General features: G+C 37.7%; 27 protein-coding genes. 16 read left to right on the top strand and 11 right to left on the bottom strand.

The genetic code is table 11. From position 1 onward, the window contains the following. Positions 1-43 precede the first annotated feature (43 nt). Positions 44-325 carry a hypothetical protein gene (locus tag EG339_RS11540; protein ID WP_060868909.1) on the bottom strand — a complete coding sequence of 94 codons (282 nt, stop codon included), beginning with the start codon at positions 323-325 and terminating at the stop codon, positions 44-46. Positions 326-1,185: 860 nt separating this feature from the next. Here EG339_RS11540 and EG339_RS11535 point away from each other — a divergent pair. The 13 genes from EG339_RS11535 to EG339_RS11475 are packed head-to-tail and all read left to right on the top strand — an operon-like array spanning position 1,186 to position 8,453. Continuing rightward, positions 1,186-1,581: a single-stranded DNA-binding protein gene (locus EG339_RS11535; RefSeq protein WP_060868910.1), complete on the top strand. Its 396-nt coding sequence runs from the start codon at positions 1,186-1,188 to the stop codon at positions 1,579-1,581. Positions 1,582-1,632: 51 nt separating this feature from the next. After that, on the top strand, positions 1,633-2,706 hold the full coding sequence (locus tag EG339_RS11530; RefSeq protein WP_060868911.1) for a DUF932 domain-containing protein: 1,074 nt from the start codon (positions 1,633-1,635) through the stop codon (positions 2,704-2,706). 60 nt (positions 2,707-2,766) lie between these two features. Beyond that, on the top strand, positions 2,767-3,183 hold the full coding sequence (locus tag EG339_RS11525; protein WP_060868912.1) for a hypothetical protein: 417 nt from the start codon (positions 2,767-2,769) through the stop codon (positions 3,181-3,183). A gap of 12 nt (positions 3,184-3,195) precedes the next feature. Further along, positions 3,196-3,600, top strand: coding sequence for a hypothetical protein (locus EG339_RS11520; protein ID WP_060868913.1), 405 nt, complete (start codon positions 3,196-3,198; stop codon positions 3,598-3,600). Positions 3,601-3,602: 2 nt separating this feature from the next. Continuing rightward, on the top strand, positions 3,603-4,049 hold the full coding sequence (locus EG339_RS11515; RefSeq protein WP_060868914.1) for a hypothetical protein: 447 nt from the start codon (positions 3,603-3,605) through the stop codon (positions 4,047-4,049). Between the two features lie 4 nt (positions 4,050-4,053). Next, positions 4,054-4,410, top strand: a complete 357-nt coding sequence (locus EG339_RS11510) for a hypothetical protein (protein WP_060868915.1) — start codon at positions 4,054-4,056, stop codon at positions 4,408-4,410. Next, positions 4,394-4,603: a hypothetical protein gene (locus EG339_RS11505; RefSeq protein ID WP_060868916.1), complete on the top strand. Its 210-nt coding sequence runs from the start codon at positions 4,394-4,396 to the stop codon at positions 4,601-4,603. The genes EG339_RS11510 and EG339_RS11505 overlap by 17 nt, the downstream gene beginning before the upstream one ends. Before the next feature lie 2 nt (positions 4,604-4,605). Further along, a complete protein-coding gene (locus tag EG339_RS11500) occupies positions 4,606-4,974 on the top strand; it encodes a hypothetical protein (RefSeq protein ID WP_060868917.1) in 369 nt (122 codons plus the stop codon). Beyond that, complete coding sequence (locus tag EG339_RS11495; protein ID WP_060868918.1) at positions 4,961-5,515, top strand: PRTRC system protein E; 555 nt, start codon at positions 4,961-4,963, stop codon at positions 5,513-5,515. Before EG339_RS11500 ends, EG339_RS11495 begins: the two co-directional genes overlap by 14 nt. Before the next feature lie 12 nt (positions 5,516-5,527). After that, positions 5,528-5,746, top strand: a complete 219-nt coding sequence (locus EG339_RS11490) for a PRTRC system protein C (RefSeq protein WP_060868919.1) — start codon at positions 5,528-5,530, stop codon at positions 5,744-5,746. Between the two features lie 17 nt (positions 5,747-5,763). Beyond that, positions 5,764-6,924, top strand: coding sequence for a hypothetical protein (locus tag EG339_RS11485; protein WP_123870235.1), 1,161 nt, complete (start codon positions 5,764-5,766; stop codon positions 6,922-6,924). 12 nt (positions 6,925-6,936) lie between these two features. Continuing rightward, positions 6,937-7,644, top strand: coding sequence for a PRTRC system protein B (locus EG339_RS11480; protein ID WP_112376473.1), 708 nt, complete (start codon positions 6,937-6,939; stop codon positions 7,642-7,644). After that, complete coding sequence (locus EG339_RS11475) at positions 7,641-8,453, top strand: PRTRC system ThiF family protein (RefSeq protein WP_060868922.1); 813 nt, start codon at positions 7,641-7,643, stop codon at positions 8,451-8,453. Before EG339_RS11480 ends, EG339_RS11475 begins: the two co-directional genes overlap by 4 nt. 296 nt (positions 8,454-8,749) lie before the next feature. Here the strand turns inward: EG339_RS11475 and EG339_RS11470 are convergent, their stop codons facing one another. From EG339_RS11470 to EG339_RS11440, 7 genes are all read right to left on the bottom strand, one after another. Continuing rightward, positions 8,750-9,646: a hypothetical protein gene (locus EG339_RS11470; protein ID WP_060868923.1), complete on the bottom strand. Its 897-nt coding sequence runs from the start codon at positions 9,644-9,646 to the stop codon at positions 8,750-8,752. A gap of 39 nt (positions 9,647-9,685) precedes the next feature. Next, positions 9,686-10,465, bottom strand: coding sequence for a tetratricopeptide repeat protein (locus tag EG339_RS11465; protein ID WP_112376472.1), 780 nt, complete (start codon positions 10,463-10,465; stop codon positions 9,686-9,688). Positions 10,466-10,493: 28 nt separating this feature from the next. Further along, entirely contained in the window at positions 10,494-11,213 is a 720-nt protein-coding gene (locus tag EG339_RS11460) for a hypothetical protein (protein WP_060868925.1), read from the bottom strand. Between the two features lie 11 nt (positions 11,214-11,224). Continuing rightward, positions 11,225-11,557: a DUF4280 domain-containing protein gene (locus EG339_RS11455; RefSeq protein WP_060868926.1), complete on the bottom strand. Its 333-nt coding sequence runs from the start codon at positions 11,555-11,557 to the stop codon at positions 11,225-11,227. Between the two features lies 1 nt (position 11,558). Next, a complete protein-coding gene (locus EG339_RS11450) occupies positions 11,559-13,664 on the bottom strand; it encodes a type VI secretion system Vgr family protein (RefSeq protein ID WP_060868927.1) in 2,106 nt (701 codons plus the stop codon). 378 nt (positions 13,665-14,042) lie between these two features. Further along, entirely contained in the window at positions 14,043-14,222 is a 180-nt protein-coding gene (locus tag EG339_RS11445) for a hypothetical protein (protein ID WP_060868928.1), read from the bottom strand. A 69-nt stretch (positions 14,223-14,291) separates the two neighbouring features. After that, entirely contained in the window at positions 14,292-16,016 is a 1,725-nt protein-coding gene (locus EG339_RS11440; RefSeq protein WP_061083920.1) for an AraC family transcriptional regulator, read from the bottom strand. Between the two features lie 383 nt (positions 16,017-16,399). On the opposite strand from EG339_RS11440, the gene EG339_RS11435 reads away from it, so the two are divergent. The 3 genes from EG339_RS11435 (at position 16,400) to EG339_RS11425 (ending at position 17,629) form a co-directional block, all read left to right on the top strand. After that, a complete protein-coding gene (locus EG339_RS11435; RefSeq protein ID WP_061083921.1) occupies positions 16,400-16,648 on the top strand; it encodes a hypothetical protein in 249 nt (82 codons plus the stop codon). Between the two features lie 175 nt (positions 16,649-16,823). Beyond that, entirely contained in the window at positions 16,824-17,273 is a 450-nt protein-coding gene (locus tag EG339_RS11430; protein ID WP_061083922.1) for a MauE/DoxX family redox-associated membrane protein, read from the top strand. Between the two features lie 98 nt (positions 17,274-17,371). Next, positions 17,372-17,629, top strand: a complete 258-nt coding sequence (locus EG339_RS11425) for a hypothetical protein (RefSeq protein WP_061083923.1) — start codon at positions 17,372-17,374, stop codon at positions 17,627-17,629. Positions 17,630-17,677: 48 nt separating this feature from the next. Here EG339_RS11425 and EG339_RS11420 read toward each other — a convergent pair whose 3' ends face one another. Genes EG339_RS11420 through EG339_RS11410 form a run of 3 tightly spaced genes read right to left on the bottom strand, consistent with a single transcriptional unit; the run spans position 17,678 to position 24,055 of the window. Further along, complete coding sequence (locus EG339_RS11420; protein WP_061083924.1) at positions 17,678-19,120, bottom strand: TlpA family protein disulfide reductase; 1,443 nt, start codon at positions 19,118-19,120, stop codon at positions 17,678-17,680. 23 nt (positions 19,121-19,143) lie between these two features. Then, positions 19,144-20,505 carry a RagB/SusD family nutrient uptake outer membrane protein gene (locus EG339_RS11415; protein WP_061083925.1) on the bottom strand — a complete coding sequence of 454 codons (1,362 nt, stop codon included), beginning with the start codon at positions 20,503-20,505 and terminating at the stop codon, positions 19,144-19,146. Between the two features lie 10 nt (positions 20,506-20,515). After that, on the bottom strand, positions 20,516-24,055 hold the full coding sequence (locus EG339_RS11410) for a SusC/RagA family TonB-linked outer membrane protein (protein ID WP_082723043.1): 3,540 nt from the start codon (positions 24,053-24,055) through the stop codon (positions 20,516-20,518). Positions 24,056-24,116 lie beyond the last annotated feature (61 nt).

Raw genomic sequence — 24,116 nt, 5'->3', positions numbered from 1 at the left:
TTAAAATTAATCTCTTATCAAAAAAACATATAAATGGAAATGCTTAATATTCCGAATACTTTTTCTCCACTTTCCATATGTTTTCTTCCAATTTTTTAAGTAGCCAGGTTTTCTCCCCGATTTCTGTTCCCGAAGCTGTACTATATCCTTGGACATTTAGGATCAGTTCCCTGTCATTCAGAACTTCCATATCACCCTTTGCTACTATTCCATCACTAAATTCAATATCTATTTCAAGATATGCGCTACGGGAAGAGATAGGAAACAATATCTTCCCTATTGAACCGGCATACAGATGACTATTGTCAAACATTATTTTTCTCATAATTAGGACCGTTTGGATAGATTTAAATTCCACGAAGTAAACACCTAAATTAAATTACTTAATGTTATTCATTTCTAATGTAATTCTACATACAAGTTATGAATAATTATTTGTGTACCAGTAAGTGATAAAATATTCTCGTAAGGTATAGCATTAATTTATAGGCATTAAAAAATGAATCGCAGACTATTAAATTTTATTGCGAATATTAGTTCAACTTTATAGGATAAAAACTCTATAAACAGATCCACTTTATCACACTTACCAGGCCCGAGATATGAAAGGTAAAACCATGTTTTTCAATCTATCTTTTCCCTCGCCAAAGAATGCTGTTTCAATCACTCATTCATAGTCATATTTCTTACATATACAGATCTCTTTTAAAAGGATAACTTCTTTCCCCTTCAAAGGCAAAGCACATTTACTCCGCCGCTTTCCCCGATCCGTAAAAGAGCTTTCTGCCCCCCATACATAGCAAATTGCAAGCTGCCCTCGCTGTTCTTCCACAATCATCTCGCAATTCCCTATGAAATAACAATGTTTTCAGGCCCATAAATCTTCGGATAGATAAGATTGGGGGAATCATTTTTTACAAAAGAAAATCAGTCGAAAAAGACATTCAAAAGTACATAGGGCAGCCAGCCCACATCCCGCAAAAGACTACGGCATAAACACATGCCGTCGCACGCACCCATCCTTTATTCCGTTTCCTTTTGCCTTACCGCAATTACCCTATGTCCGGATTGACTTTCTTTTTTTTCCTTTTTTTTCTTTGAAAAAATGATTTGGGGCGAAGCCTCAGCAGGACTGAAAAGGGAACAAACGTAACAAGATTGTAAAACAACTTAAAAACAAAAGTTATGAACATTTTCGGAAGGCTGACAGCAAACGCAACAGTCAGCAAAACAACAGAAGGTAAAGAAGTGGTAAACTTCATGGTAGCAGTAATTGACGGCTACAAAAACAAACAAGGTCAGTGGGTAGACAATGACGCATTTATTCAGTGCGCCTACTGGCGCACAGCGAAAGTAGCTCCGTGGCTCAAAAAAGGGCTGTGCGTAGAATTGACAGGACAGATCAGCGCAAGAGCGTGGCAGGGAAAAGACGGAACGCTCAATGCGGGACTGAACTTCAACACCTCCTATATTAAACCATATTGGGGAACGGCTTCAAAAGATGATGCTGTACAGGCTACTAAAGCTCAAGAAACTAACAGTACTGCAAAAGAGGACGAAAATGACGACCTCCCATTCTAGGCAGGACAGTACAAAATCCAAAACATTTAACCCATTTAAAAAATAGAAATCATGGGACATAATTTAAATTACAATAACAGAACTGGTAGATATTCATTTTTCAGCGTAAAGGAAAAGGCATGGCACGGGCTCGGACAGATCGTGCAGGACTACCCGACAAGTGCCGAAGCAATCAGACACGCAGGTCTTGATTATGAAGTACAAAAAAGCCCTTTGTTTACCAAAGGTTCGGGCATAGTGGAAATTTCGGACGGTATAGTAATCGAGGACACTGAAATCGAAGTACCTAACTATTTCGCTAATATCCGTACGGATAACAATACCGTGCTTGGAGTGGTGGGCAAAGATTACCACATCGTACAAAATAAAGACGCTTTTACATTTTTTGATTCTATTGTAGGTGGTGGAAGCGGTATTCTATACGAAACCGCAGGGGCATTGGGTCAGGGAGAACGCATATTTATTACCGCCAAACTCCCAAACTATATCCGTATTGGCAATTCTGATGATGTGATTGAAAAATACATATTTCTGACCACAAGCCATGACGGAAGCGGAAGCATAACTGCAGCCTTTACCCCTATCCGAATCGTATGCCAAAACACCCTGAACGCATCACTCCGCAATATGAGCAATGTGGTACGTATAAAGCACACCGCAGGAGCAAAACAGCGTCTGAGCGATGCGCACAAAGTAATGGGACTGGCAAACAACATGACAACACAGATGGACGGAATTTTTAACCACTGGGCAACCATAAAAATCAAGGACAGCGAAGTTAAAAAGCTCATACAACTTGCCTTATGCCCAAATACAGAAGCTTATAACCTACTTAAAAAAGGTGCTGAGGATGAACTTTCGACCATGTTCAAAAACACAGTTGACGATGCCTTTGCATACGCCATGATGAACGACACACAGCAACTGGAAACAACCAAAGGCACACTCTTCGGGGCTTATAATGCCGTCACTGGCTACTTTCAGAACGTGCGAAACTACAAGGATAACGAAGCGAAGTTACAGAGCATTGTACTTGGAGGTACTGCACAGCTTAAATCACAAAAAGCATTTGAGCTATGCACATCATTCGAGAAGATAGGAACCGATATTTTCCAATTGAATTAAGCTAAATACAAAAGGTGGCAGGCTTGTAGAGAACTGCCACCTTATAAAAATCAAAATATCATGAAATCATTACAAGAAATGAACAATACCGAAAGGGCATTTGCCGTTGCAAGGCTCTTTCCGGATCAGCTCGGAACGTTGACCGACTTTATTAAAACCGAAATAGCTCACTTACGGGAGAAAGAGGAGGATATTAGAAAAGCTTGGTCATCAAACTGCATTGTCACAGCCGATTATTGGTATAGCCTTGTGCAAAATGCTGAGCAGATAATCGAAAAATTTGGCGTTCTGATGTACCGCAATCCACGAATTTTTGCAGATCAATTATTCTATCAGGACAACAGCGTTTTTGGTATTCACTGCCTGATAAGATTTGCAGGTTCACAACTGACCCCCACAATGCTGAGACTGGCAATAGAACTCTATTTCGGTGACGATAAGGTCGTAACCATTGATTTTAGAAAGAACCAACCCTAAAATTAAAAAGATATGAAAACCTTACATCACATGAACAACCTTGATAGAGCCTATCTGCTCGCAAGACTGTTTCCCGAAGAACTCAAAGCACTGACCGAATTCATCAGAAAGGAAGCAGAACTATGGGATAGACATAGACCTGAGATTGAAGAAAATTGGACAGAAAAAAATATAGACGTCAATCTATGGTATGAATTCATAACCAATTTTAATCGCAGATACATTAGAAACGGTACAAGACTGTACAGAAATAAAAAAACGTTCAGAGATCAGCTTTTTGATGGTTACGATGCGCTTTTTGCCATTAATGCAACTATATACTATACCGAGCAGGAAGGGTGTAGCCAAGAGTTTAAATACGCCATTTATATGTTGTTCGGCAGTAGGAAAATTGTAGCCCCAAACTTAAATCTTTAGTCATGAAAAAATCAGATAAAATGACTGATGTCATGATAATCAAGGCATTTAGCGAAGTGGGTCGCAATAACTATGAGGTAGCCATTATCCCCCTTTGGGGGGACTGGCTCAAAAAGTCGCTCGAAACAACCGACCTGCTCGAAATCCTCAATGTAACTTCCTATTCGGGATATATCGCACGTAAAGAACACGGTATTTCTTTCCTGCTGTGCAGGACTGCAAAAGTACCATTCTACGAGCAGTGGCTCGGTGAAAAAGAAATCGCTTTTTTGGATGCCAGAGCAGAGGAAATAGAACAGTTATGCAGGCACTTTGACTGCATAAAAAGCGATGCCCTCATAGTACATCCCGATGGAATGGCAAATTACGAAGCATTTGAAGATGTCAAATTCAGAACTGCCGATTTCGACCTCAAACTGATACAGGAAATTTTAACCTCTAAAAATTAAAAAAATGACACGATCTAATTTATATATCACCTTATCAAACGGACAGCAGATTGTCTGCGTTGCCGACAGTACGAGTGCGCCTGAACAGGGCTATATCGTAGAAGAAGTATTCACCCCTCTTCTCAACTTCAATAACTCCATCATGGAAATGGACTTTCTCAAAAAGCACTGTACAATGGATGAAAAACGTGCAAACGCCATGTACCGATATTATATCGACCTGAAAACCAAAGTAGTCACCATGTATGAAGAACATTTTAACTACACCACTGAAAAGTTTAGAAAAGGTAAAGATATAACGTATCGCTATACAAGCTACGTTGAAAACTTAAATAACCAAGATAATGAAGAATCAAATTGATACTGAACTGAACGCACTTAACACCATTGCTGAAATGGTGCTGAAATTCGGACAGCTTTACGTTCTGAATATTCGGGAAGAAGACTGGAAACAACTGCACATAGTAAGGCAATGCCTTGAAAAAGTAATTCATGACAATGGCTATCGCATGAACTATGATAAAAACTTAAGTAACAAACTCATAAAGATTTAAAAATGGATATACTGGCAAAATATAAGTTCGCAGACTGGCTCTATAACAGGTTTGTCGAAAATTATAAAAATCAAAACATCGTGGAAGCTTTCATTTTCTTGGATATTCTTTCACGTTACCAAATGTTCGCAATGGAAGTCCGAAAACTTTCCGATCAGCGAAGACATATAAAAGAACTATACAGGGATATTAACAAGGCTCTGAAAAACGGAACCGCTCATAAACTCTTTCTCACAGGAGAGGAAGGTACAGCGGAATTTAAAAGGGAAATGAAAGCTTATGAAGACTACCTACGGGAACAGGGCTTTTCAGAATCCTATATTACTCAATGCGTAAGCGACAAAGCAATGAATTATTATGGAAACAGCTAATTTTTTCAGACAGATTGCACAGATGGACATAAACAGCAAAATTACGCTATCCATTACAAAGGCAACCGAAAACAGGATACTCGTATCTATCTTGATTGAGAACGACAGTTGCGGAGATAAGGCGAAGAATATCATTCCCCCTCTTAATCTGAAAGGAAGTCCCGAAGAACTTGACAACGGATTCTTTGAGCATATCAAAAAACCCATAAAGACAGCGGACGTACTGATTTCAAATATGCAGAATTTTCTTAAAGGTCTGGAAACGGCTCAGGCTAATTCTGCAATGGAAAAACAGAAATCTGATAAGGATAAAGCAAAGGGTAAAAAATATAGCGAAGCCATGCTAAAAGCCGATGCTCTTGCAAAAGCAGGTAAATACAAAGATGCATGGACGGCACTGCCAAAAGTGGGCGATTATCCTGAGCGTAAAGAAGACATCAGAAAGAAACAGGATGAGTACGAAAAGCAATTTGTTCCCGATCTCTGGTCAGCTTCCGAGCCAAAATCAGAACAGGTCGATCAGCAGGAATATAACCCCTAAAAAAGTAATATTATGTTAGTAGCAACAGAACTCCAAAGAGTGTTTATTCTCAAAGAAAAAGAACACGAAATCAGGCTAGATGATCCCGAACCAAAGTGGAACCTGCAGGCAGTACTGAATTTCTATTCAAACAACTACCCTGCCCTGACCACAGCGAAAATTTCAAGACCTACGATTGTAGATGACATCGTAGAATACCGTTTTGAAACAGTTATAGGAACTAAAGGTTAATGAAAAATTCAAAACCCATGAACAATGCAAAAGAAATATCCAAAAACCGTAAAACTACCCACAGCAGTAAGCCAGTCACTACTTCACCGCCAGTTGGGAGAGTTCGCAAAATGGATGCAACGTCCCAAAGATGCGGGCGAACTAAGAAAGGACAAACGGCAGTCAGTACCACACACGATGTTGCCAATGCCTTTTTAGCGATGCAATTCTATCCAAGATTGCAGGAACCTGATATTGGTGAAAATGAAGATAGTTCAAAATTTGAGAGGGAATTTTTTAAATCCCTCTCAAATATCTCAAAAAAACTGAATATCACTAAACTGGATTGTAGAGGTATGCCATACCCTTACAATATTTCGGAATCTTTGGTACATCTGCAAACACAGCTTAAACTTAGTATGTACGACTGGAAAGAAGTCAGATTGGTCAACGATGGAAAAAGTACGTTTTTCGCCAAAGAAGACCGATACGACACAGGGTGTACACTGTACTATATACCGATAATTCCACTTTACACAATCCTGCACAATAGAAAAACAGCAAAAGTCAGTAAACTATTGGTATCCGTGTATGCCTATATCTATCAGGTACTTGGTGTACCTTATTATAGAAATGAAGATTGTTATCTGAACTCCATGTATGAAATGCTAGAAAATTCATACTTGGAAGACGAAGATGCAGATTTGGACGATGAAGAAGGATTAACCGAGTTCAATGATGCTGTCATTTTGGGAGATTATATAAAAGAATTGATAACAGACCCAAAAAATCTAACATCTTTTAAAAAGCTACTACACGGCTTTAAACCAAAAAATGATTTTGAAAAAGACGTTCTTTTGATCGCTACATCATTTTACGAGCTTTTTAGTTCTTATCCGAATGTGCGCATAGATCGGAAATTTTTCCCTATTCGTTACAGGGAAATAGCTGATGAATCAGACCGTCCTGTCACACTAGACAACTACGTTTCTTTTTGTTCGTCCATTAAAGGAAGGCTTTTTGACATCCTCTGCCAGTTTGTAAACTGTGAACTGCAGGAATATTCTGAGATAGACGAGCCTACACGCTTTATACCTTTTGATAGAAGAAAGATCGAAAACAATGATTTTGATTTTGAAACAAAGGTTTTCGATACGATTGACAATCTCATTCGATTGTGGCAGGAGCATAATTATTAAAAAATAGAACTCATGGAAGATATTACAAACAGCTTTGGAACTTATTTTGACCCGATTTCTGCATTGGTATTTTATAGGGGTAATAGAGGTTATAATGAAACTTATGTCGAATGTTTCGACATGGAAAACGGTATACCAGTCAATCCGCATCCCCTTACCGTGAATGAGGGCAAAAGGCTCGCCAAAGCATTGCAGGTGGATGAAGAAAATCTTAACCTGCTAAAATCGGACGGTATCGTAAATAGCAATCTGCTGTCTTTCGATGCTAAATCGGCAACCATTGTATGGCACACAAGGGCACAGTTTCGGGAACTGTTCTTTAATAACCATCTTGGAATAAAGTCGGGAAAAGCGCATACCCCGCCAATGGTTTGGGTTGCGGATAGGGAAAAACTGAAAGTTTTCGCACTTTCTACATCGAGGAAACCAACAATAAATACTCCGCTATACAATGCTCCATACTTTAATGTCTACGTGGATGGCTCCGTTTGCATGGGTACAGTCGATATTTCCACAACAGAAACTGGTTCTGTTGACCAACTGATGAAATTATGGGAAAACTACTTTTTCAATAGTTACTTCTCCCACCTCATGTACGACCATAATCCTGTTAACGGAAATTGTGTAATGCTTTGGGAAAACTTGATTGACAACGGTAAATTATTTCCCACTGAAATGCTGGTGAAGACATCTAAAAAACTTAAAGATATTTTATTATGAGAACGCCAAAGAAAAATATCCACTTCTTGGACAATTATCTGTTAAGTCCAACAAATCCCATCCGTATAAATGTAATTGGTGCAGGCGGAACAGGCTCTAAATTTATGACTGCGCTTATGGAAATCAATCATAGTTTACTGGAACTTGACCACCCAGGATTGGACGTACACCTATGGGACGATGATATTATTACCTCTTCCAATATTGGACGGCAACGGTTTGCTGATTCAGAAAGAAATCTTTATAAATCTCAGGCAATCGTAAATAGGCTTAACCGTTGGGCAGGGGTAAATTGGAAAGCTGAAACAAGAAAATTTCAGCGTGAAGCTGATGGTAGAATACCAAATGGTGCAGGGGCTTCTATTTATGTATCCTGTACAGATACGGTAGCTTCAAGAATAGAAATCTCTGAAATAATTCACAAACTCAATGAACAAGATAGATTCCATAGAGACAAAGGAAAGTATTGGCTCGATATGGGCAACACAAAATTTGCAGGGCAGGGAATACTTTCGACTATTGGAAAGATAGACCAACCAGCCTCCAAAAAATTTAAAACATTTGAAAAGTTACCGTCTATTATTGAGGAATTTGGTACAGCTATGCAAAATTCGGAGCAAAAAGATGACACGCCAAGTTGTTCACTTGCAGAATCGCTTTCAAAACAGGATCTTTTTATTAATAGCACAATTGCACAGTTAGGAGCCTGTCTTTTATGGAACCTGCTAAAAGACGGTATGACGGAAAATAGAGGATTTTTTCTCAACCTTAAAAATTTTAGATCACAGCCCATCACCGTCGGCAGTTGAAAAAACTGCCGGCGGCCAAAAGCCTTTGGCTTTTGGCGCGAAAATCGGCTGCAACGGCTGTCTCCCTCTTCACTATCCCCGCTTCGACCACCGCTGCGGGCTATTTGTGGGATACATAGTATCCCAGTTAGCTTCGCAGATATATTTTAATGTTTTTTATATTCTTTGTAAATGGGTATTTCTTTTAAAATCCATTGTATCTAAAAGTAGTGTTATCATTCATTATATTAAAATCAATAGTCGTTTCAGCTCTTTTCTCAAGTCCTTGAAACGTAACATGGTATTTCCCATTTATACTACTGTTCACCATATAATAAATTGAAGTTGCGCCCCGGCTTTTTACGTTCACGTTCGTATTCTTCCCACTGTTCCAAAGTAAATTTCATACCCTCATGGATTTTATGTATTCCATCTTTGTAGCTATCAAAATCAGAAATTACGGTATAGTTTATCTCTTCCAAAAGATCCTGCTCACCCTTTATGGATAATTTAAATATGATCTTCTTGATGATATTAGCATAAGAATCTATCAGAACAATAATTTCTGAATCAACTGCAAAATCACGGGAAATATGATAATCTTTTGCTTTCGCCCTAAACCCTTGATCCATAAGTAATGAATCCAGATCCTGTTCCTTTAAAGTTAGCCAGCCCTCAAGATGAGTTTCTTTTTCGTTATACTCCTTACATTCAAAAATAGTTTCCAATGGCAGATTCAACGGCATAGCAAGGTAATCCAGCCCTTTGTAATACTTTCCAACTTCATAAGTTCCATCGGAATCTATAAAAAAAGGTAAATAAACGCCATTCGAAAAGGTGTCATGTTCCATACCCAATGGTGAATTGAAATATAATTTCTCAATGACCATCAATAGAACCCTGTTTGATGGATTGCGATGTTTATCCCTAAAACGGTTCCACTTGGGTTTAAAATTCTTTTTATTTATAATTGCAGCAATCCCTAAATCCCGTGAATATTTCCACTCAATGGGACTGAACAATAAAGGATCGTTCGTGTTGCTACTCTTATAACTAAGATTGGTAAAGGTAAAATTGGATTCTGCTGTATCAGCATCCACCTTTTCCAAAGTGAATGTTCCAGAGGATTCTATATTAAATAACGATTTACCTTTGTAAGAACTCTTTTTGTGAAATGAAAATCTATATTCCACTGCGTTCAATAGATCGGACATGATTTAACGGTGGATGATGACCATCCTATAATTTACTGTTTATACGGCATAATTTTCGGGGTTTGCACTTTCCAAATACCCTTGCTGTGCATCTTTCTTCATCGAATCAATCATACTTTCAGGAACCATATAGTGGTTTAGCATCTTTTCTTCCATTTCCTTCATCTTTTCTTCATCGTTTAAGGCAAGGTACAGTTTAAACAATATCTCATCTTCGGTAAGGAACTGATATGGATCTTTTACATAGTTAGCTCTGAAAGCGATAAATTCTTTGATTCTAATAGCTGCCTTCTCATATTGACCAATTCGTATAAGGGACGAATAGAGCTTATTGTAAGCAAATGATAGCCACTGGGCAAAAATTTGACGTTGCTCATCAGCCGAATATTCATTCCTACCTATATCAAAATTGTCAAGCAGATATTCAGCTTCCTTTATTGCATCATCATATTTTCCCAGTTTATAATATAATAATACAAGCCGAAGATGCCCCATCTTAAAAGGAATGCCTGTTGAAATGGATTGTTTATAATATTTTTCCGCCTGCTCATCATCACCCTTTTTCTCTTCAATAAGACCTTTAAGTTCAAATGCCTCAGCATAATTAGGATCTATTTCCAGTGCCTTTGCGCAATATTCCTCCGCCACGTCAATAGAATCGGCATCAAGATAAGAACTTGCCAAAAGTGCCAAGTACTTTTTTTCCTTCGGGAACTCATTATTTAAAATATGTAAGCCAGCGATAGCCTTTTCAGTTTCACCAAACATTTTCTGATTGCTTATTTTCTGCAATAACTTCTCAATTTCTTGCTCATTCATTATTCAAATTTTATAATTGTATAAAAAACTAACCCCTAAAAGTGTTACCAGGAGGTAGCTTACCATGCGTTGCTGCGTATGCATCGATCAAAGATACTTCCTCAGCGTTGGCTGTCGCATAGTTGACATTCTGTAAATACCACTCATAAGGTAATAATTTTCCAGAAGATAGATTATTTAAAATATATTCATCTTTATCACCATGATATAATTGGAAAATTACTAAATATCTTGCATAAACCGACTTAAAAGAAGTTAATCCATATTTCCAGATTGCTCCACTCATCATAAATTGATTTACGAATCCCGCTCCAAACGTGTAATTGCGCATTAGCCCAGGAGTTCCAACGTGCAGGTCATAAACATTGTATATATCTTTCTCACGCCTTCTCGTTCTAGGCTTGACCTGTGGAACCGTAATCGGCGGTGCTATCGGGACTGTAATGGGTTCATCAAGGGGTATATCTACTGGCGGAGGTACTGGTTTTGGCAGATCCTCATCTATTGCTGGGGGCGGAGCAGGTATAGCTGGACTGGAAACAAATTCCCAGATCACTTTTGCTGTTTCCGCAATGGCATTGCCGACCGCCGAGAAAAAATCACATATATCGTCCCAAAAATACCAGATTGCAGCAATCGCAACAACCGCCAAAATTATCCATCCAATGGGATTCCACGACATCGAAGTTCCTGCAGTGGTTGCACTAGCAAAAAAACCACTTGCTCCACCCGCTATTGCTAACTCCATAATTTATTTTTTTATAGTTGTCCTGAGTTCTTACAGCTTATAATACCACCATACGGACATATACATTTCGATACATCAGATAATGGTTTTTTATCCAATATTTTGATCTTAGGTACAGGCTTGATCCATGTCAATGGAACACCTAAAAGTTCAAGATTTAAACGGCAGATTCCTTTCAATGCGCACAATCCAAAATGAGGGATATTCAATCCTCCAACATTGTCTTTATCAGTTGCAAACTTTCCCTCACGGAGCTTGATCTTTGGATTGGACGTAACAATCAACGTTGATGTCAGTAACCCCTTGTCGCAATCCAGTATCGCCTGGTCTTTTAAATATTCCATTTTAGGTCAATTTTACTTCAATTCCACCTTTCACATGTATGTTCTTGTCATTGCTGATCGTAATATCACCTCCTTTCGCAGTGATGTCGATCGTGCCTGAACCTCCTCCCTTTTCAGATGGCGTGGCATTTATTGCCAGATTGTTGCTTCCGGTAACAGTGATGTCCTTTCCGGTCAAGCTGATCGTACCATCTTCTGTCATTTTCAGCGAACTGCCACCGATAGTGATCGTCAGGCTCTTTTTTCCCTTAAAATTGATGTTTCCCTCATTGTCCATTTCAAAAACCGAAGTTGCAGGAATGTTTTCTTTTGCCCCTACATTGATAGAACTTTTACTGCCGGCATTGACTACATGATTCAAATTTGCATCTGTGGTGGCATTGCCCGCACCGTCAAAATGCATATTTGCACCTCCTTTGTCTTTTAAGTTCATAGAACCTGCACCATTGTCATATTTTAGTTCCGCTCCGCTCCTTCCACTGAAAGACATAGTATTGTTACCTGTTCCACCGCCAGCTCCAGTGCCACCGTGGAAAAGTCCACCCATCACAAACGGTCGGTCAGGATGCTGATAAACGAAATTTACCATTACCTGATCACCAACCTCCGGAACTGACATAAAGCCCCTATTCGTTTTCACATCATCACTGCTGCCCGCATCCGGTGACATTACCCGTATGAACTCTGAGCTAGCTGTCCCCTGCTGCCAGTCGAATTGAACCTGAACTCTTCCTTGGTTTAATGGATCGGTATTGGATACTACCTTTCCAAATTGTGGTTCAGCTTTAGGAGTAATAAATTCTGGTCGGGGGATATAACCCGAATCAGCTGCAATAGCCTCAAATCGTCCGCTATAATAGCCCCTTGCATCAACTTCATGGTAGACCTCCGTTAATAACAGTCGGGTAAAATATGAAGTATCGTTGCTTTCAGCTTTTCGCATTTCCATGTCCGCAATACAGCCCGGATATAGGAACGGTACAGTGGATATACCAGTTGTTACAAATACCTCCGCAGCTTTACTACCCGCCGTACCCTTCTGTGAAGCTTCAACATCCAAAAATGAATTTGCCTTTATTGGAGCTATACGTAATGAAGGAGTTTTAAAAGTGTTAGCAGAGATTTCATAGGCTCGCTGGGCAATATCCGATGTATGTTTGATAGCGGTGTCTCCTCCTGTCAATTTCTCATTCTTACGGCTATTGTAACCATAGAAGGAAGGCTTTACATGCTGGGCTTTCATCCTTATTTTCACATCACTAAGGTTTCTTCCATATACTAGCTTGATAGGATTTTCAGCAGGTGGGAGTTTTCCAAAATGCAATACCTCCCCATCATAGAAAAACTGTTCTCCATAAGCCTCTGCCATCCGCCCAAGATAGTTATAATGCGTTTCTTCATACTGCGAACTGTAACTTACATTCCCGTAGTTAGCATCAACTCTGAAATCAAATTTATGCGGATCAAGTCCTTCGCTTATTACCTGCTGTGCAATACTATTGAGACTAATTTCCTGAGCTCCCCCAAAACTTTGGGTATGGGGTGCGGCATCCAACAAAATTGTCGGGCTTTCGCCAATAAGGACTATATTACCCAAACTTCCCTGATCCTGACTGAAACCAACCTCAGTCACAACCCCTACAAAATTTCTTTCAGGACCTTCTTCTACGTCTTTATATCTGAAAACTACGGTAATCCGTTTCCCAAGAAAATTTTGGGCCTCCTCTAAATTGTGGTTTTCAGCATCTCCTAACGTATCGTGCGCTAAAGTCAACTCAAAGGTATGATGCTTTACGGCACTCTGTGCAAGCTTGAAATGCTTGAAGAATCGAATTGAAGTACCTTCAACAAAAATTTCAAGTTTTACCAACCTGTTTAGCCCATTGACTTCGTTTTCTGAAATTGCACCCGCATTATAAATTTTTGAAGTAGGCTGGTTTTTCCATAACTTCCCTTTAGTAAGTGATCGTTCGTTATTCTGCATAGGCTTATCCAAAAAAGTCTTTGCCCCTGCATTTTCAGGCTGTGAAGAAAAAATATCGGAAGAACTGCTACTTTCCCCTACTCCTGTTGACGAATCTATATGATCCATGTCTTTCTGAAACATACATATCTATTTTTTTCATTTATGTAATTACGCTGATATTCTACCTGTATTCGGTGAGACTGTTATTTCATGTACATAGTCGGAATGATAAATCTCCTTATTTGGGTTAAAGGAATTTAATGACTGTACTGAGAAGAATTCGTAAAAATTTCAATAAAATCGAAACTCTTTTTCTAAGTGCCGGGTTGCACGTCTATACTATATAAATCTATATTCTTTTTCATAAATTAATGTGATTTTGGTTTTGCAATATAGCATATTGAAAAATCACGGCAAAATGATTCACCCACTTTTTTAAAAAGTGTCGTATTTCTACTATCCCCTAACTATCAATGATTTCACTCTAAAATATTAGAGTTAATTTGCAGGAGCTCCTGCCTATAAAGGTCTATACTGAAAGGGCTCATTGTCCCTTTCTATTTTTTCAACCCTGTATACATAAACTTTAATGGGCTCTCCATTTTCATCCGTTCCTATATATTCAAAAAGTTCAAAATGACGGGGTATTGGTTCCTTCACAACACGACCTGTCCATGTGATAGTGCATTGATCTTTCATAAAAGGCTAAATATATTATATATAATATAAGGATAATTACGGAAATCCGTATTGTGAAGTAAAAATTTATTATTCTGGAACCACTATAGTCTTTAATTCTCTTTTCCTTTTATTTACGAATTGTGTAAAATTTATCCCATTGAGCTGCTTAAAGACTTTTGAAAAATTAGTGCGGGAAGAGAATCCACACTCCTCGGCAATCGTTTTACTGGTATACTTTAAATACGCTTCATCAGTATTGAGTTTCTCTGTAGCGTAGGAAATACGTAGTTTACAGAGGTACATCTGGAAGCTTGCTCCGCGATGTTCCTGAATAATTTCTTGAAGATATTTTTGATTTATACCAAACTTTTTGGCTAAAGATTTAAGCGTAACCCCTTTTTTGAGAAATTCCCTATTTGATTCAAACTCCCTTAATTTATGCAGCGCATTCTGAACAATATTATAGCTAATACCGCTGCTTTTATAGGTTCTCACCTCAAATTCACGTTCGCCCGAACTATTCAATGTACCTCCCGCAAGGTTGATCCCTAAAATTTTATTCTGTCCGAGTACCTTCCTCCTCGATCTGATCCGCAAAAGCATATAAAAAATACCGACAGAAATTAAAATCAAACCGATCACATACACACCTATTTTAATCCAGAAATTCCTTTGCAGAATATTTTGCTTCTGCAATAATCGATCTGCATCATATTCACGATGGATCTTTGTGGATAGATACACAAAGTCAGTCTCTAAAACCGAATCGACCTTAATGAGCTGTCCTGTATAGTACAGGGTTTTGGCAGTGTTATCTTGATTACCATAATAATTTATAAGATCTTCATAAATATGCCGAACCTCCGGCAGAACAAATTTATGTTTAAGAAATATAGAATCTATTTTTTCAAAATACTTGATTGCCGCACTGGTATTTCCCTGTTCCCAATAGGATCTACCCAAATAAGAATAAGATACTGTTAACCATGCGAAATCATCAATATTGCTGATTGCCGGTAATGAACTTTGTAATGCTTTGATAGCACCACCGTAATCCTTTCCCCGAAATTTACGGATACCTTCTTCCTTAAGAAAGTAACTATATTCCTGTCTGAATTGAGGATTTTTCCATGTTCTGGAAAGCCCAAGAGCAATAAGTGAATCCGCTTTTTGATACTGGCCCAGTTTGCGATAACACACGCCCATTTGATGGATCGTATTCAGATAACCTCTTTGGTTGCCGAACATTGAATTGGGATGCAGGTTCTTCTGGATCTCACCTTCGAAAAATTCTCGCGCTTCTTGAAAATCACTGAGCGCCTCATCATAATAACCAATGTAACTTTTGACAACCCCTATATGGTAATTGATCTTATTGCTATAATAGGGATCTTTATTGTTTTTGTTTTTCTCAAAAGCCTTTAAATATTCATCAAGTGCAAGCTTGTATTTTTTCAGGTTAAAATAATAGACTACACCCTTACTCAGATAGGCACTGCTCAAGAGACTATCGTTCTTCTTAAGCTTAGCAACATAAATGGCACTGTCAGCGTACTTTAATTTGATCAGTGGATCTCGGGAATAATAACGCGCATCCTTGTAACCCAGAAACAGCTGCATCTGATTATTTTCAAGTTTCGCCTTCCTGATAAGTTTATCAACAAGAGGAAGTGCCGCGGAATCATTTTCAGCCAGGTTATCATATTGCCTCTGTATGAGATAAAAATCGCTCAGCTTTTCTTGCTGTGCAAACAGCATTTCGCACAGAAAAAGTAATATGATTGCTAAAAGAGGAATTTTTGGAAGGTTCATGGCTAAGAATTACTATAAAATTAAGAAAATTTCCCCAATACCACATTATTGCATCCTAAGCAAACCTAAAAAACCATTTTACAAATAAGGACACTGTATTTCAATACCTTAAAAAATAAAGTATCAAATTCATAATGTGTGGATTCCATTTGTGAGACAGTGGAGTTTTTTTGGCACAGCACAAAAAAGCCCACCTTCTCAATATTTTTTTCAAAAAATATAAGGTGACTTTTTTTCAATTATTTACATCAGCCAAAGGGAGTGCTTTTTGAGTGTGGATGCTATTTGTGAGACCACAAGTTTTTTTTATCTATCCCAAAGACTGATAATTTGGACTTCAGAAATCAACAGCATCTCGGCCGAGATAATCTAAAAATTTTACAATGAAAAAAACAACGGTTATCTCAATATCGGTAATCCTCTTCACCCTTTCTACAATGCATTCTTGTAGACAGGATGAAATGGACCAGCGACCAGAAAGTAACAGTCTGGCAGAAAAAGAAAATCAGCAGAAGCTTTATCTGAAAACAGAAAAAGACACCATGCAAACAACCTCAAATTTACATTTCGACGAAAATGGAAATGAGATAAAAGATCCGCCTCCAAAAGACAAGGATCAGTGGAAATATTAACATGTGCAGATTTTAAATACAGTGTGCATTCCATTAATGAGACCACAAGTTCTTGCTTTTGACAGAAAATGCATTCTAAATTTGATGAAATAGAAATTTCGAAAAGAGATTTTTAAATCCTCGAAAATGCAAGTGACCAAATAGGCATTTATGACAACCACCAAATAACCACATCATGAGATTTAAGAACATCATTTCAGAACTGATCATATTTATCCTCATTCTTGTATGGGCGTACACATTCGCCAGTAAAATCTTTGATTTCGACACATTCAATAGACAGATAAAAGGTGCTTACCTGCTATCTGCAGGAGGATCTGTCCTACCTTATGTTTTACAGGCTGTACACCTCGGGATTGTCGTACTACTGATAAACAACAACTGGCGAAGATTGGGGCTATTAACCTCCCTTTCTGTCCTGATCCTTTATACTGCTTATCTCATTTACATTTTAAAATTTGCACCAAGCATTCCGTGCTCATGTATTGCAGTTTTTAAAGGTATGAACTGGCACGACCAACTGTATTTTAATTTCATTGCCCTTGCAATCAACATTATTGGTCTGATCACTTTTTTTTCGCTAAGGCGAGCCCCACACAATAGTGTTCAGACCACTTATAACTAAACTAATAACCAAACAGGAGAAGCCGAAAACCTGAAACAAAGAGTAGGCAAAAAACTAACTAAAGTTTAGCTTTTTGATTTATAAAAGCACCAAACATCATGAAATCACTAAGAATTACATTAGGAGTTGCAGCAATTGCAATCGGAAGTTTCGCAGCTTTCTCTTTTGCTCCGGCAAACAGTAATGACCAAGACACTGGTATTTTTTACAGAAACCCTACTGATGGATCTATGGGCGACCCATATAATCCATCCTTACATCCATGTCAAGGATCTTCAAACGTGTGCGCACAAGAATATGATCTGGAGACAGAACAACCAACTGGACAGAATGTAATTCCAGGAGTTAAACAATAACCATTATTGTACAAATGAAAATAGAGCATGTAATCATGCTCTATTTTCTTATAAACATTTCATTATATATTCTTTAAAACCCTTTGGATCTTTCATAGGGTGTGGTGGAATTCCAACAATCCTTCCCTCCTTATCAAGAACAATAAGTGTAGGAAACGCACTGATTTTTCCAAACTTTATAATTGGATGATTATATCTTTTACCCTCGGTGTAAAGTTGCACTGAACTCCCCACAGAATACGTTCCTATTCCGCGCTTCCAGACAGGTACTGTTTGATCGACACTAATAGAAACAAACTGGATCTGATCGCTCTTTAATTCGCTTTCTATCTTTGCAAGCTCTGGTACAAGAGTTTTACAAGCACCACAGCCAGTAAACCAAAAATCTAAGATGACAACCTTCCCTTTGAATTCTTTTAAGCTATGGTACACTCCATTAGTGTCAGGTAAATTAAAGTTAAAAAAAGGTTTTCCAGTTTTTTGAAAATCTTTAAGAAGTCTAAATTCATTTGCCACAGTCCTAAAATGAGCATCTTTTTTATTTACATTCTTAACATACATCTTATATGTATCTTTAGATATTTGATTATACCAGTTGAAGCGAAAAATACTAATCGCATTGTCTGCATGAAGATAATCTTTCACAAAAGGAAGGTGTGCGAATTCTCGCTCAACTAAAGACGCATATTCCAATGGATGATTATATCGAAATTGATCATATCTATCTCCTATTTGATCCATATTCGATAAATAAATATAAGCAGGTAGAACGTGAAATCCGCCAAAATAATCTATTGTCAAAGTGTCTAGTAGCGGGTTGATCCGGTTTTTATTTACAATAAACTTCTTAAATAATTTTGCCACAGAATCATCGTATCTATCTACAGATTGCAATATAATTGGGTCAAGAGTTTGATCAACCAATTGCGCTTTTGCTAACCGAAAATCTCTAGTGTGCTTTTGAGGATTTATATTAAACATTGAATCAATTATATCAAGCGACCTATCCATCTCCATATATCTTTCAGTAATATTTTGCAATCGATAAGGTTTTGTAAATAAATGATTTGAATTCATTCTTTTTGTCACTTCCTTAATAATAATTAACTTTTCAGATCCTTTGCCCGTGATTTCCATGTTAGTTAACCCTAATTTATTGTCCTGAAGGGCAAAATTTAAACTATCGCCAGGATTGACTAGAATGGAAAAAGTTCCGGGAACCGTTATGACACTACCTACAATACTTGAGTATATTGTTATCAAGGCAGTTTCATTCAGAGGAAAATCAAAATGGAAATGTCCATCATTTCTCTTTGAGATATATTCATTTATGGACTCCTGCGCAAACTTTCCATCGGCAACTGGAATTGACAGCCTTATTACTGAATCTTTAAAATTTTCAAAATTTATATTTAGTACAGTTCTTTTTTGAGCGATAGATAATTGTGCTATAAGTAAATACAGCAACGTAAGGAATAGTAATTTTCTCATTGTTTCTGAATTAATAAAGGGGATTAGTTCTGCTCTATTCCATTATAATTGATAATGTATTGCGGAATTGGAAGTATGTACCGTTTATCATTCGGTGGTAAGGTATATGTTTTATCGCCAACAGTTCTTGTCAGAGTTTTCGCATAACGTTGATCTTTATTCAGTCGTTTTAAGTCCTGCAAACGTAATCCTCTCTTTAATAATTCCTTCCTTCTTTCAATAAGTATTTTATCTAGAGCGTCAGAATCGGTAGTTGCTGTAATAGGAATAAATGTTCCCGTTTTATACCTTTTTACCAACAGCGTATTAAGCAATTCTAAGGCTTTTACTCTATTTCCCATTCTGGCAGCACACTCTGCTGCAATTAGAAAATTTTCGTCCGTTGCAGTACCACCAAGATTATTCCCCAGTGGTGATCCTCGCCAAACATTTTTTCCATCCTGACTTCTAAAATATAATTGCTTTCTGAGATCATTTTCACTATATAGTTGAAACAGTTCTTGGGGAATTGAAGAAGATAGTCCAACTGCTGTTTCATATGCTGTGACTGATTCGATCATTATATGTACTTCCTTACTTTTTGCCAGGAAAGGACGCGCATCAGTAGGATTAAAACTATTGTAGTCATCCAGAACAGAATATAATTTTAAGGAACTTTGGGCTGCGTCATAGGCCTTATCATAAACATTCATATACAAATACGTACGAGCGAGTAAAGCAAACGCGCCAGCATTAGTAATGTGGGTAGCAGACAATGCGTTCTGAGGTAATAACGTAGCAGCTAAACTAAGATCTTCTGTTATTCTTTGATAGGTCTGTTTCAATGAGCTCCTAAAAATGGGTTCGTTTATATCTTCCTCTATTTTCAGTGGAATTCCGAGATCGGTCTCAGCGGTTGAGGCATCATAATACTTACAAAAGGTCATAGCAAGATTTAAAAAAGCCCGTGACCGATGATAAAGTGCGGTCCCTTTTACACGATCATATAACTCTGAATTGCTTGATGTTCTATTTATTTTATCTAGTGCCTTTAATGTTACGTTACAGACTTGAACTTGATTATAAGGCAGTTCCCATTCTTCTTGGATAGTGCCATTTCCTAACTTTGGAAATATATCCACGGTCCAAGTCAATAATTTCCGTTCAAAATCAGTACTTAATGAATTAAATTGTTCTAGTGACACCTCAAGATCATCACAAGAGACCTCCATTGCCCCTCTCCCGTCATAAAGGAACTGACTTGAATTCATTAATAGGCTCAGATCATTAAGTGTTGTAGGAACAACAAGTTTTATATCCTGCTTTTCCTCAAGCCAATCCTTAGAACACGATGGCATAAGAAACAGGAGAGCGATTGGTAATAGTAATTTGATTTTCTTTTTCATAGCAATGCAATTAAAGGTTACAATTAAGCCCCAAAGTAAAAGTCCGTATCGGCCTTGATGTTGGGAAATCAGGATCTAAATTGTCTTTGTTAGCCTTCCAGATCATAGCAACATTATTTACGTAACCAAATAGACGTAAATTCTTAAGGTGAAGTTTTTGTGATAATTTCGAATCAAGATTGTATGCAAGGTTTATATCCTGAAGCCTGATATGATCACCTTTACTTACCAGTACTTCTGAATTAATATAATACTGATCCGCAACATTAACGCCCGGATAGACCATTGCCGGAACATTCGTGCTCAGTTCATCTCCCGGTTTTTGCCACCTTTTATAATAATCTCCATGCAAACCATAATTATTATAAAGCGCAGTATACATAATCGAATTTCTTTTAAAATAGTACCCGAAACGATAGGTGATATTAAAAGAAAGATCAAATCCTTTATAACTAACCATGTTTCGTAATGCACCAAAATAAGGTGCAAGAGCATTACCATGATAAATTAGCCTATTTTCAGGATCTTCCGTTAGTTGTTGAGTAATCTGTGCATATTGTACAGACGGTTGCCCATCCAGATAACCTCTGGCCTGTCCAGTTTGAGGATCTAACCCCGCCCAGGGATAGCTATAAATTCCGAACAATGATCTTCCGACAACAGGATTGTATAATGATGCATTTCTTATAATACTGTTATCCGTAACAAAATTGCTTAGGCTTGTCGGTCGCTTGTAGGCGGTAATAACATCTTTAGCATAAGAAAAAATTGCTGTTGTTTTCCAATTAAAAGATTGGGACTGAATATTTATAGAATTCAACTCAACATCTATACCTTTTCCGCTCATATTGGCGACATTTCCACGAAATGACGCAAATCCGGTAGTGGGATCTATATCACCATTGCCAATGAGATCTTTTCCATTGCGGTTAAAATATTCTATCGAACCCGAAAGTCGGTTGTTCTTTAATACAAAGTCTGCCCCAATATTAAACATTCTATTACGTTCCCAACGGAGTTCATTATTGGGAGGTGTCACAAGATCAGCATTTGGTAAATTATTATAATAATTTTTAGAAATCCGCGCAGTTGTATAAGCAGTGGTTGTTCTGTCAATATTTCCACTATATCCATAAGTCGATCTAAGACTTAATTGCGATAGCCAGTCCAAATGATAGAAATTCTCCTTATTTATATTCCATTTAAATCCTGTTGACCATAATGGAACAGATTTTTGATTGGTTTTTACCCCAAAAAGATTTGATTGATCAATCCTTGCACTAGCAGAAATTACATATTTCAGATCATAATTATATGCTCCATTTATATAATAAGAGCGAATTCTATCTATGGTACCTGTATAATTATCATAATTTGATATTGTAGCAGTACCGCCTTTACCATATTGAGAAAAGCGCGTAATATAGTCTACAAAAATACTTGAACCAACATTGGGATCAAAACCATATTGTCTTGAGCTAATACTGTTTGCTTTTGTTTCTCTAACTTCAACTCCAGCTATTGCATTAACCTGATGTTTGTTCCATTTTTGATCATAATTTAATTGAAAACGTCCATTTAGTGCATTTAATTCTGAATTGGTGTTGTCTAGTCTTCCGCCAATTGGAATATTTCGGGTCATAACACCATTAGTAACAGAAGTAAAGCGATTGATCTGGTCTCGCATCAAATAGCTATCCTGATCATAATAATTTCTTCTTCTTCCTTGTTGATTTTCATACTGGAATCTTACTTCTGCCGATAAAATTGGAAGAAAATTGTATTTGATTGCAGTATTTAGGCGCATTTCAGCTTGTTTGAACTTATTATTTTGGTAATTCAATTCTTCAAGAGGAACAAAATCCCAATTTAGTAAACCAGCTGTTATTGCTTTATCTTTCAATACACTACTGACATCCTTAATAACGATAGCAGGATCTCCATTGTCATTTACTAATCTAGCATAAGGGTACATCAATTCTGTCCCCATATTATTAAGCATGGAAATAACATTCGACTTAGATTGATTATTTTGATTATATGACAGTCCCGCAGAAATCTCCAGTTTTTCTATCGGGCGGAAAACCTGATTACTATTGATACTTATCCTATTGAAGCCTTCACCTTTCTCAGAATCTCTATTTTTATCAAAGCCGGAAGAAAAATAATAGTTATATTTTTTGCTCCCACCACTGAGGTTCAAAGCATATTGTTGCTTAACCGCATTTTGATATAGGTATTTAGACATATCATCACGCAATTCATACTTTCTTAAACCATCAATTTGAATACTTGCTTCCTCCGATGTAATAAGTCCATTCTTTTGATTATTCAAAATTTGAACAACGGGTGAATAAGGTCTATTTGCAGTCGTATTGCTGATAATCGTATTATAATATCCTTTATCAAATAACATCTTCTCGATATCAATAAAATCTGTAGATGCTATCTTAGGCAAATAATAAAGATCCGGTTTCTCTCCTATAGTGATATTAGAAGTAAAACCAATATTCATCGGCTGGTCTGCTCGTCCTTTTTTAGTTTTAATCACGATCACACCATTACCAGCACGTACTCCCCAAATCGAAGCGGCTGCCGCATCTTTCAAAATATCAATATCCTCAATATCGTTCGGATTGATATTGTTGATATCCCCTTCATACGGGAAATTATCAACAACAATTAACGGTTGATCGTTACCAAAGATCGTAGCCTGTCCCCTGATCGTTAACTTCGGAGAACCTGAACGTTCGTCAAACAATATAGATGGCGCTATACCCTTTAATCTGCTGATAACATCAGTTGAAACCTGACGGTTAAAAGTCGCATTATCGACTTTGGAAAATGACCCCGTAGCCCTTTCCTTTGGAATGGACTGATACCCGCTGGCTACAACACTCACCTCCTCGATCCGGTTGTTATTCGCAGTAAGGACGATTCTTTCCGCGTTCCTTGCTGCTACTTCAATCTGTGAAAATCCCAAATAAGATATTCGCAGGTTGGATTCAGAGAATTCATCGGGAAGTTCAAAAGCCCCTGTTCCATCAGAAGTTGTGGTAAAGTTGGTTCCCTTTACTTGGATCGTCGCCCCTGAAAGAGGATTACCGCTTTCATCAACGATTCTTCCCTTTATTGTTTCTTTTTTTTTAGAAATGGGAACATTCTTCTGATTAGATGTTCTCCGCTCTTTTAAGATGATCACACCATCTGCGATTTGAAATTCAATAGGCTGATTCCAGAAGAGTGAACTGAGAGTTTCTTCTAAAGTCGCGTTTTTTAAATCAACGCTGATAGGACCGACCTTTTTTAACAGGGCATCATTATACGTAAAATCATACTTGGTAGCTTTACGAAGTTCCGAAATGGCGGTTTTAAGGGGAGCATTTTGTAATGTGAGGCTAATGCGTTGCGCCTTGATTGCAGTGCCACCGCCTGCAAGTAGCATAAAGAACAGACTGCTCCTTATGCCAATGCGCAGTAGATTTCTCCTCGAAAACATATCCAATGACATGGGTATGTTTTCCCTATGGGAAAAATGATCTTTTTTCATAGATTTGTGTAGGGTTTAATAGTATTTTAGTTGCTCAAAACTTTGATGTAGACCCAATCGC

It is taken from the genome of Chryseobacterium bernardetii, from assembly GCF_003815975.1.
Taxonomy (GTDB): Bacteria; Bacteroidota; Bacteroidia; order Flavobacteriales; family Weeksellaceae; genus Chryseobacterium; species Chryseobacterium bernardetii.
This window is presented reverse-complemented; position numbering and strand designations above follow the sequence as displayed.

Coding starts and splice junctions, on each gene's coding strand:
- EG339_RS11415 (WP_061083925.1), bottom strand. CDS start 20,505: ATGAAAAAGAAAATCAAATTACTATTACCAATCGCTCTCCTGTTTCTT.
- EG339_RS11440 (WP_061083920.1), bottom strand. CDS start 16,016: ATGAACCTTCCAAAAATTCCTCTTTTAGCAATCATATTACTTTTTCTG.
- EG339_RS11450 (WP_060868927.1), bottom strand. CDS start 13,664: ATGTTTCAGAAAGACATGGATCATATAGATTCGTCAACAGGAGTAGGG.
- EG339_RS11410 (WP_082723043.1), bottom strand. CDS start 24,055: ATGAAAAAAGATCATTTTTCCCATAGGGAAAACATACCCATGTCATTG.
- EG339_RS11500 (WP_060868917.1), top strand. CDS start 4,606: ATGGATATACTGGCAAAATATAAGTTCGCAGACTGGCTCTATAACAGG.
- EG339_RS11490 (WP_060868919.1), top strand. CDS start 5,528: ATGTTAGTAGCAACAGAACTCCAAAGAGTGTTTATTCTCAAAGAAAAA.
- EG339_RS11505 (WP_060868916.1), top strand. CDS start 4,394: ATGAAGAATCAAATTGATACTGAACTGAACGCACTTAACACCATTGCT.
- EG339_RS11510 (WP_060868915.1), top strand. CDS start 4,054: ATGACACGATCTAATTTATATATCACCTTATCAAACGGACAGCAGATT.
- EG339_RS11495 (WP_060868918.1), top strand. CDS start 4,961: ATGGAAACAGCTAATTTTTTCAGACAGATTGCACAGATGGACATAAAC.
- EG339_RS11475 (WP_060868922.1), top strand. CDS start 7,641: ATGAGAACGCCAAAGAAAAATATCCACTTCTTGGACAATTATCTGTTA.
- EG339_RS11530 (WP_060868911.1), top strand. CDS start 1,633: ATGGGACATAATTTAAATTACAATAACAGAACTGGTAGATATTCATTT.
- EG339_RS11540 (WP_060868909.1), bottom strand. CDS start 325: ATGAGAAAAATAATGTTTGACAATAGTCATCTGTATGCCGGTTCAATA.
- EG339_RS11525 (WP_060868912.1), top strand. CDS start 2,767: ATGAAATCATTACAAGAAATGAACAATACCGAAAGGGCATTTGCCGTT.
- EG339_RS11420 (WP_061083924.1), bottom strand. CDS start 19,120: ATGAGAAAATTACTATTCCTTACGTTGCTGTATTTACTTATAGCACAA.
- EG339_RS11455 (WP_060868926.1), bottom strand. CDS start 11,557: ATGGAATATTTAAAAGACCAGGCGATACTGGATTGCGACAAGGGGTTA.
- EG339_RS11485 (WP_123870235.1), top strand. CDS start 5,764: ATGAACAATGCAAAAGAAATATCCAAAAACCGTAAAACTACCCACAGC.
- EG339_RS11515 (WP_060868914.1), top strand. CDS start 3,603: ATGAAAAAATCAGATAAAATGACTGATGTCATGATAATCAAGGCATTT.
- EG339_RS11430 (WP_061083922.1), top strand. CDS start 16,824: ATGAGATTTAAGAACATCATTTCAGAACTGATCATATTTATCCTCATT.
- EG339_RS11470 (WP_060868923.1), bottom strand. CDS start 9,646: ATGTCCGATCTATTGAACGCAGTGGAATATAGATTTTCATTTCACAAA.
- EG339_RS11535 (WP_060868910.1), top strand. CDS start 1,186: ATGAACATTTTCGGAAGGCTGACAGCAAACGCAACAGTCAGCAAAACA.
- EG339_RS11445 (WP_060868928.1), bottom strand. CDS start 14,222: ATGAAAGATCAATGCACTATCACATGGACAGGTCGTGTTGTGAAGGAA.
- EG339_RS11465 (WP_112376472.1), bottom strand. CDS start 10,465: ATGAATGAGCAAGAAATTGAGAAGTTATTGCAGAAAATAAGCAATCAG.
- EG339_RS11435 (WP_061083921.1), top strand. CDS start 16,400: ATGAAAAAAACAACGGTTATCTCAATATCGGTAATCCTCTTCACCCTT.
- EG339_RS11425 (WP_061083923.1), top strand. CDS start 17,372: ATGAAATCACTAAGAATTACATTAGGAGTTGCAGCAATTGCAATCGGA.
- EG339_RS11520 (WP_060868913.1), top strand. CDS start 3,196: ATGAAAACCTTACATCACATGAACAACCTTGATAGAGCCTATCTGCTC.
- EG339_RS11460 (WP_060868925.1), bottom strand. CDS start 11,213: ATGGAGTTAGCAATAGCGGGTGGAGCAAGTGGTTTTTTTGCTAGTGCA.
- EG339_RS11480 (WP_112376473.1), top strand. CDS start 6,937: ATGGAAGATATTACAAACAGCTTTGGAACTTATTTTGACCCGATTTCT.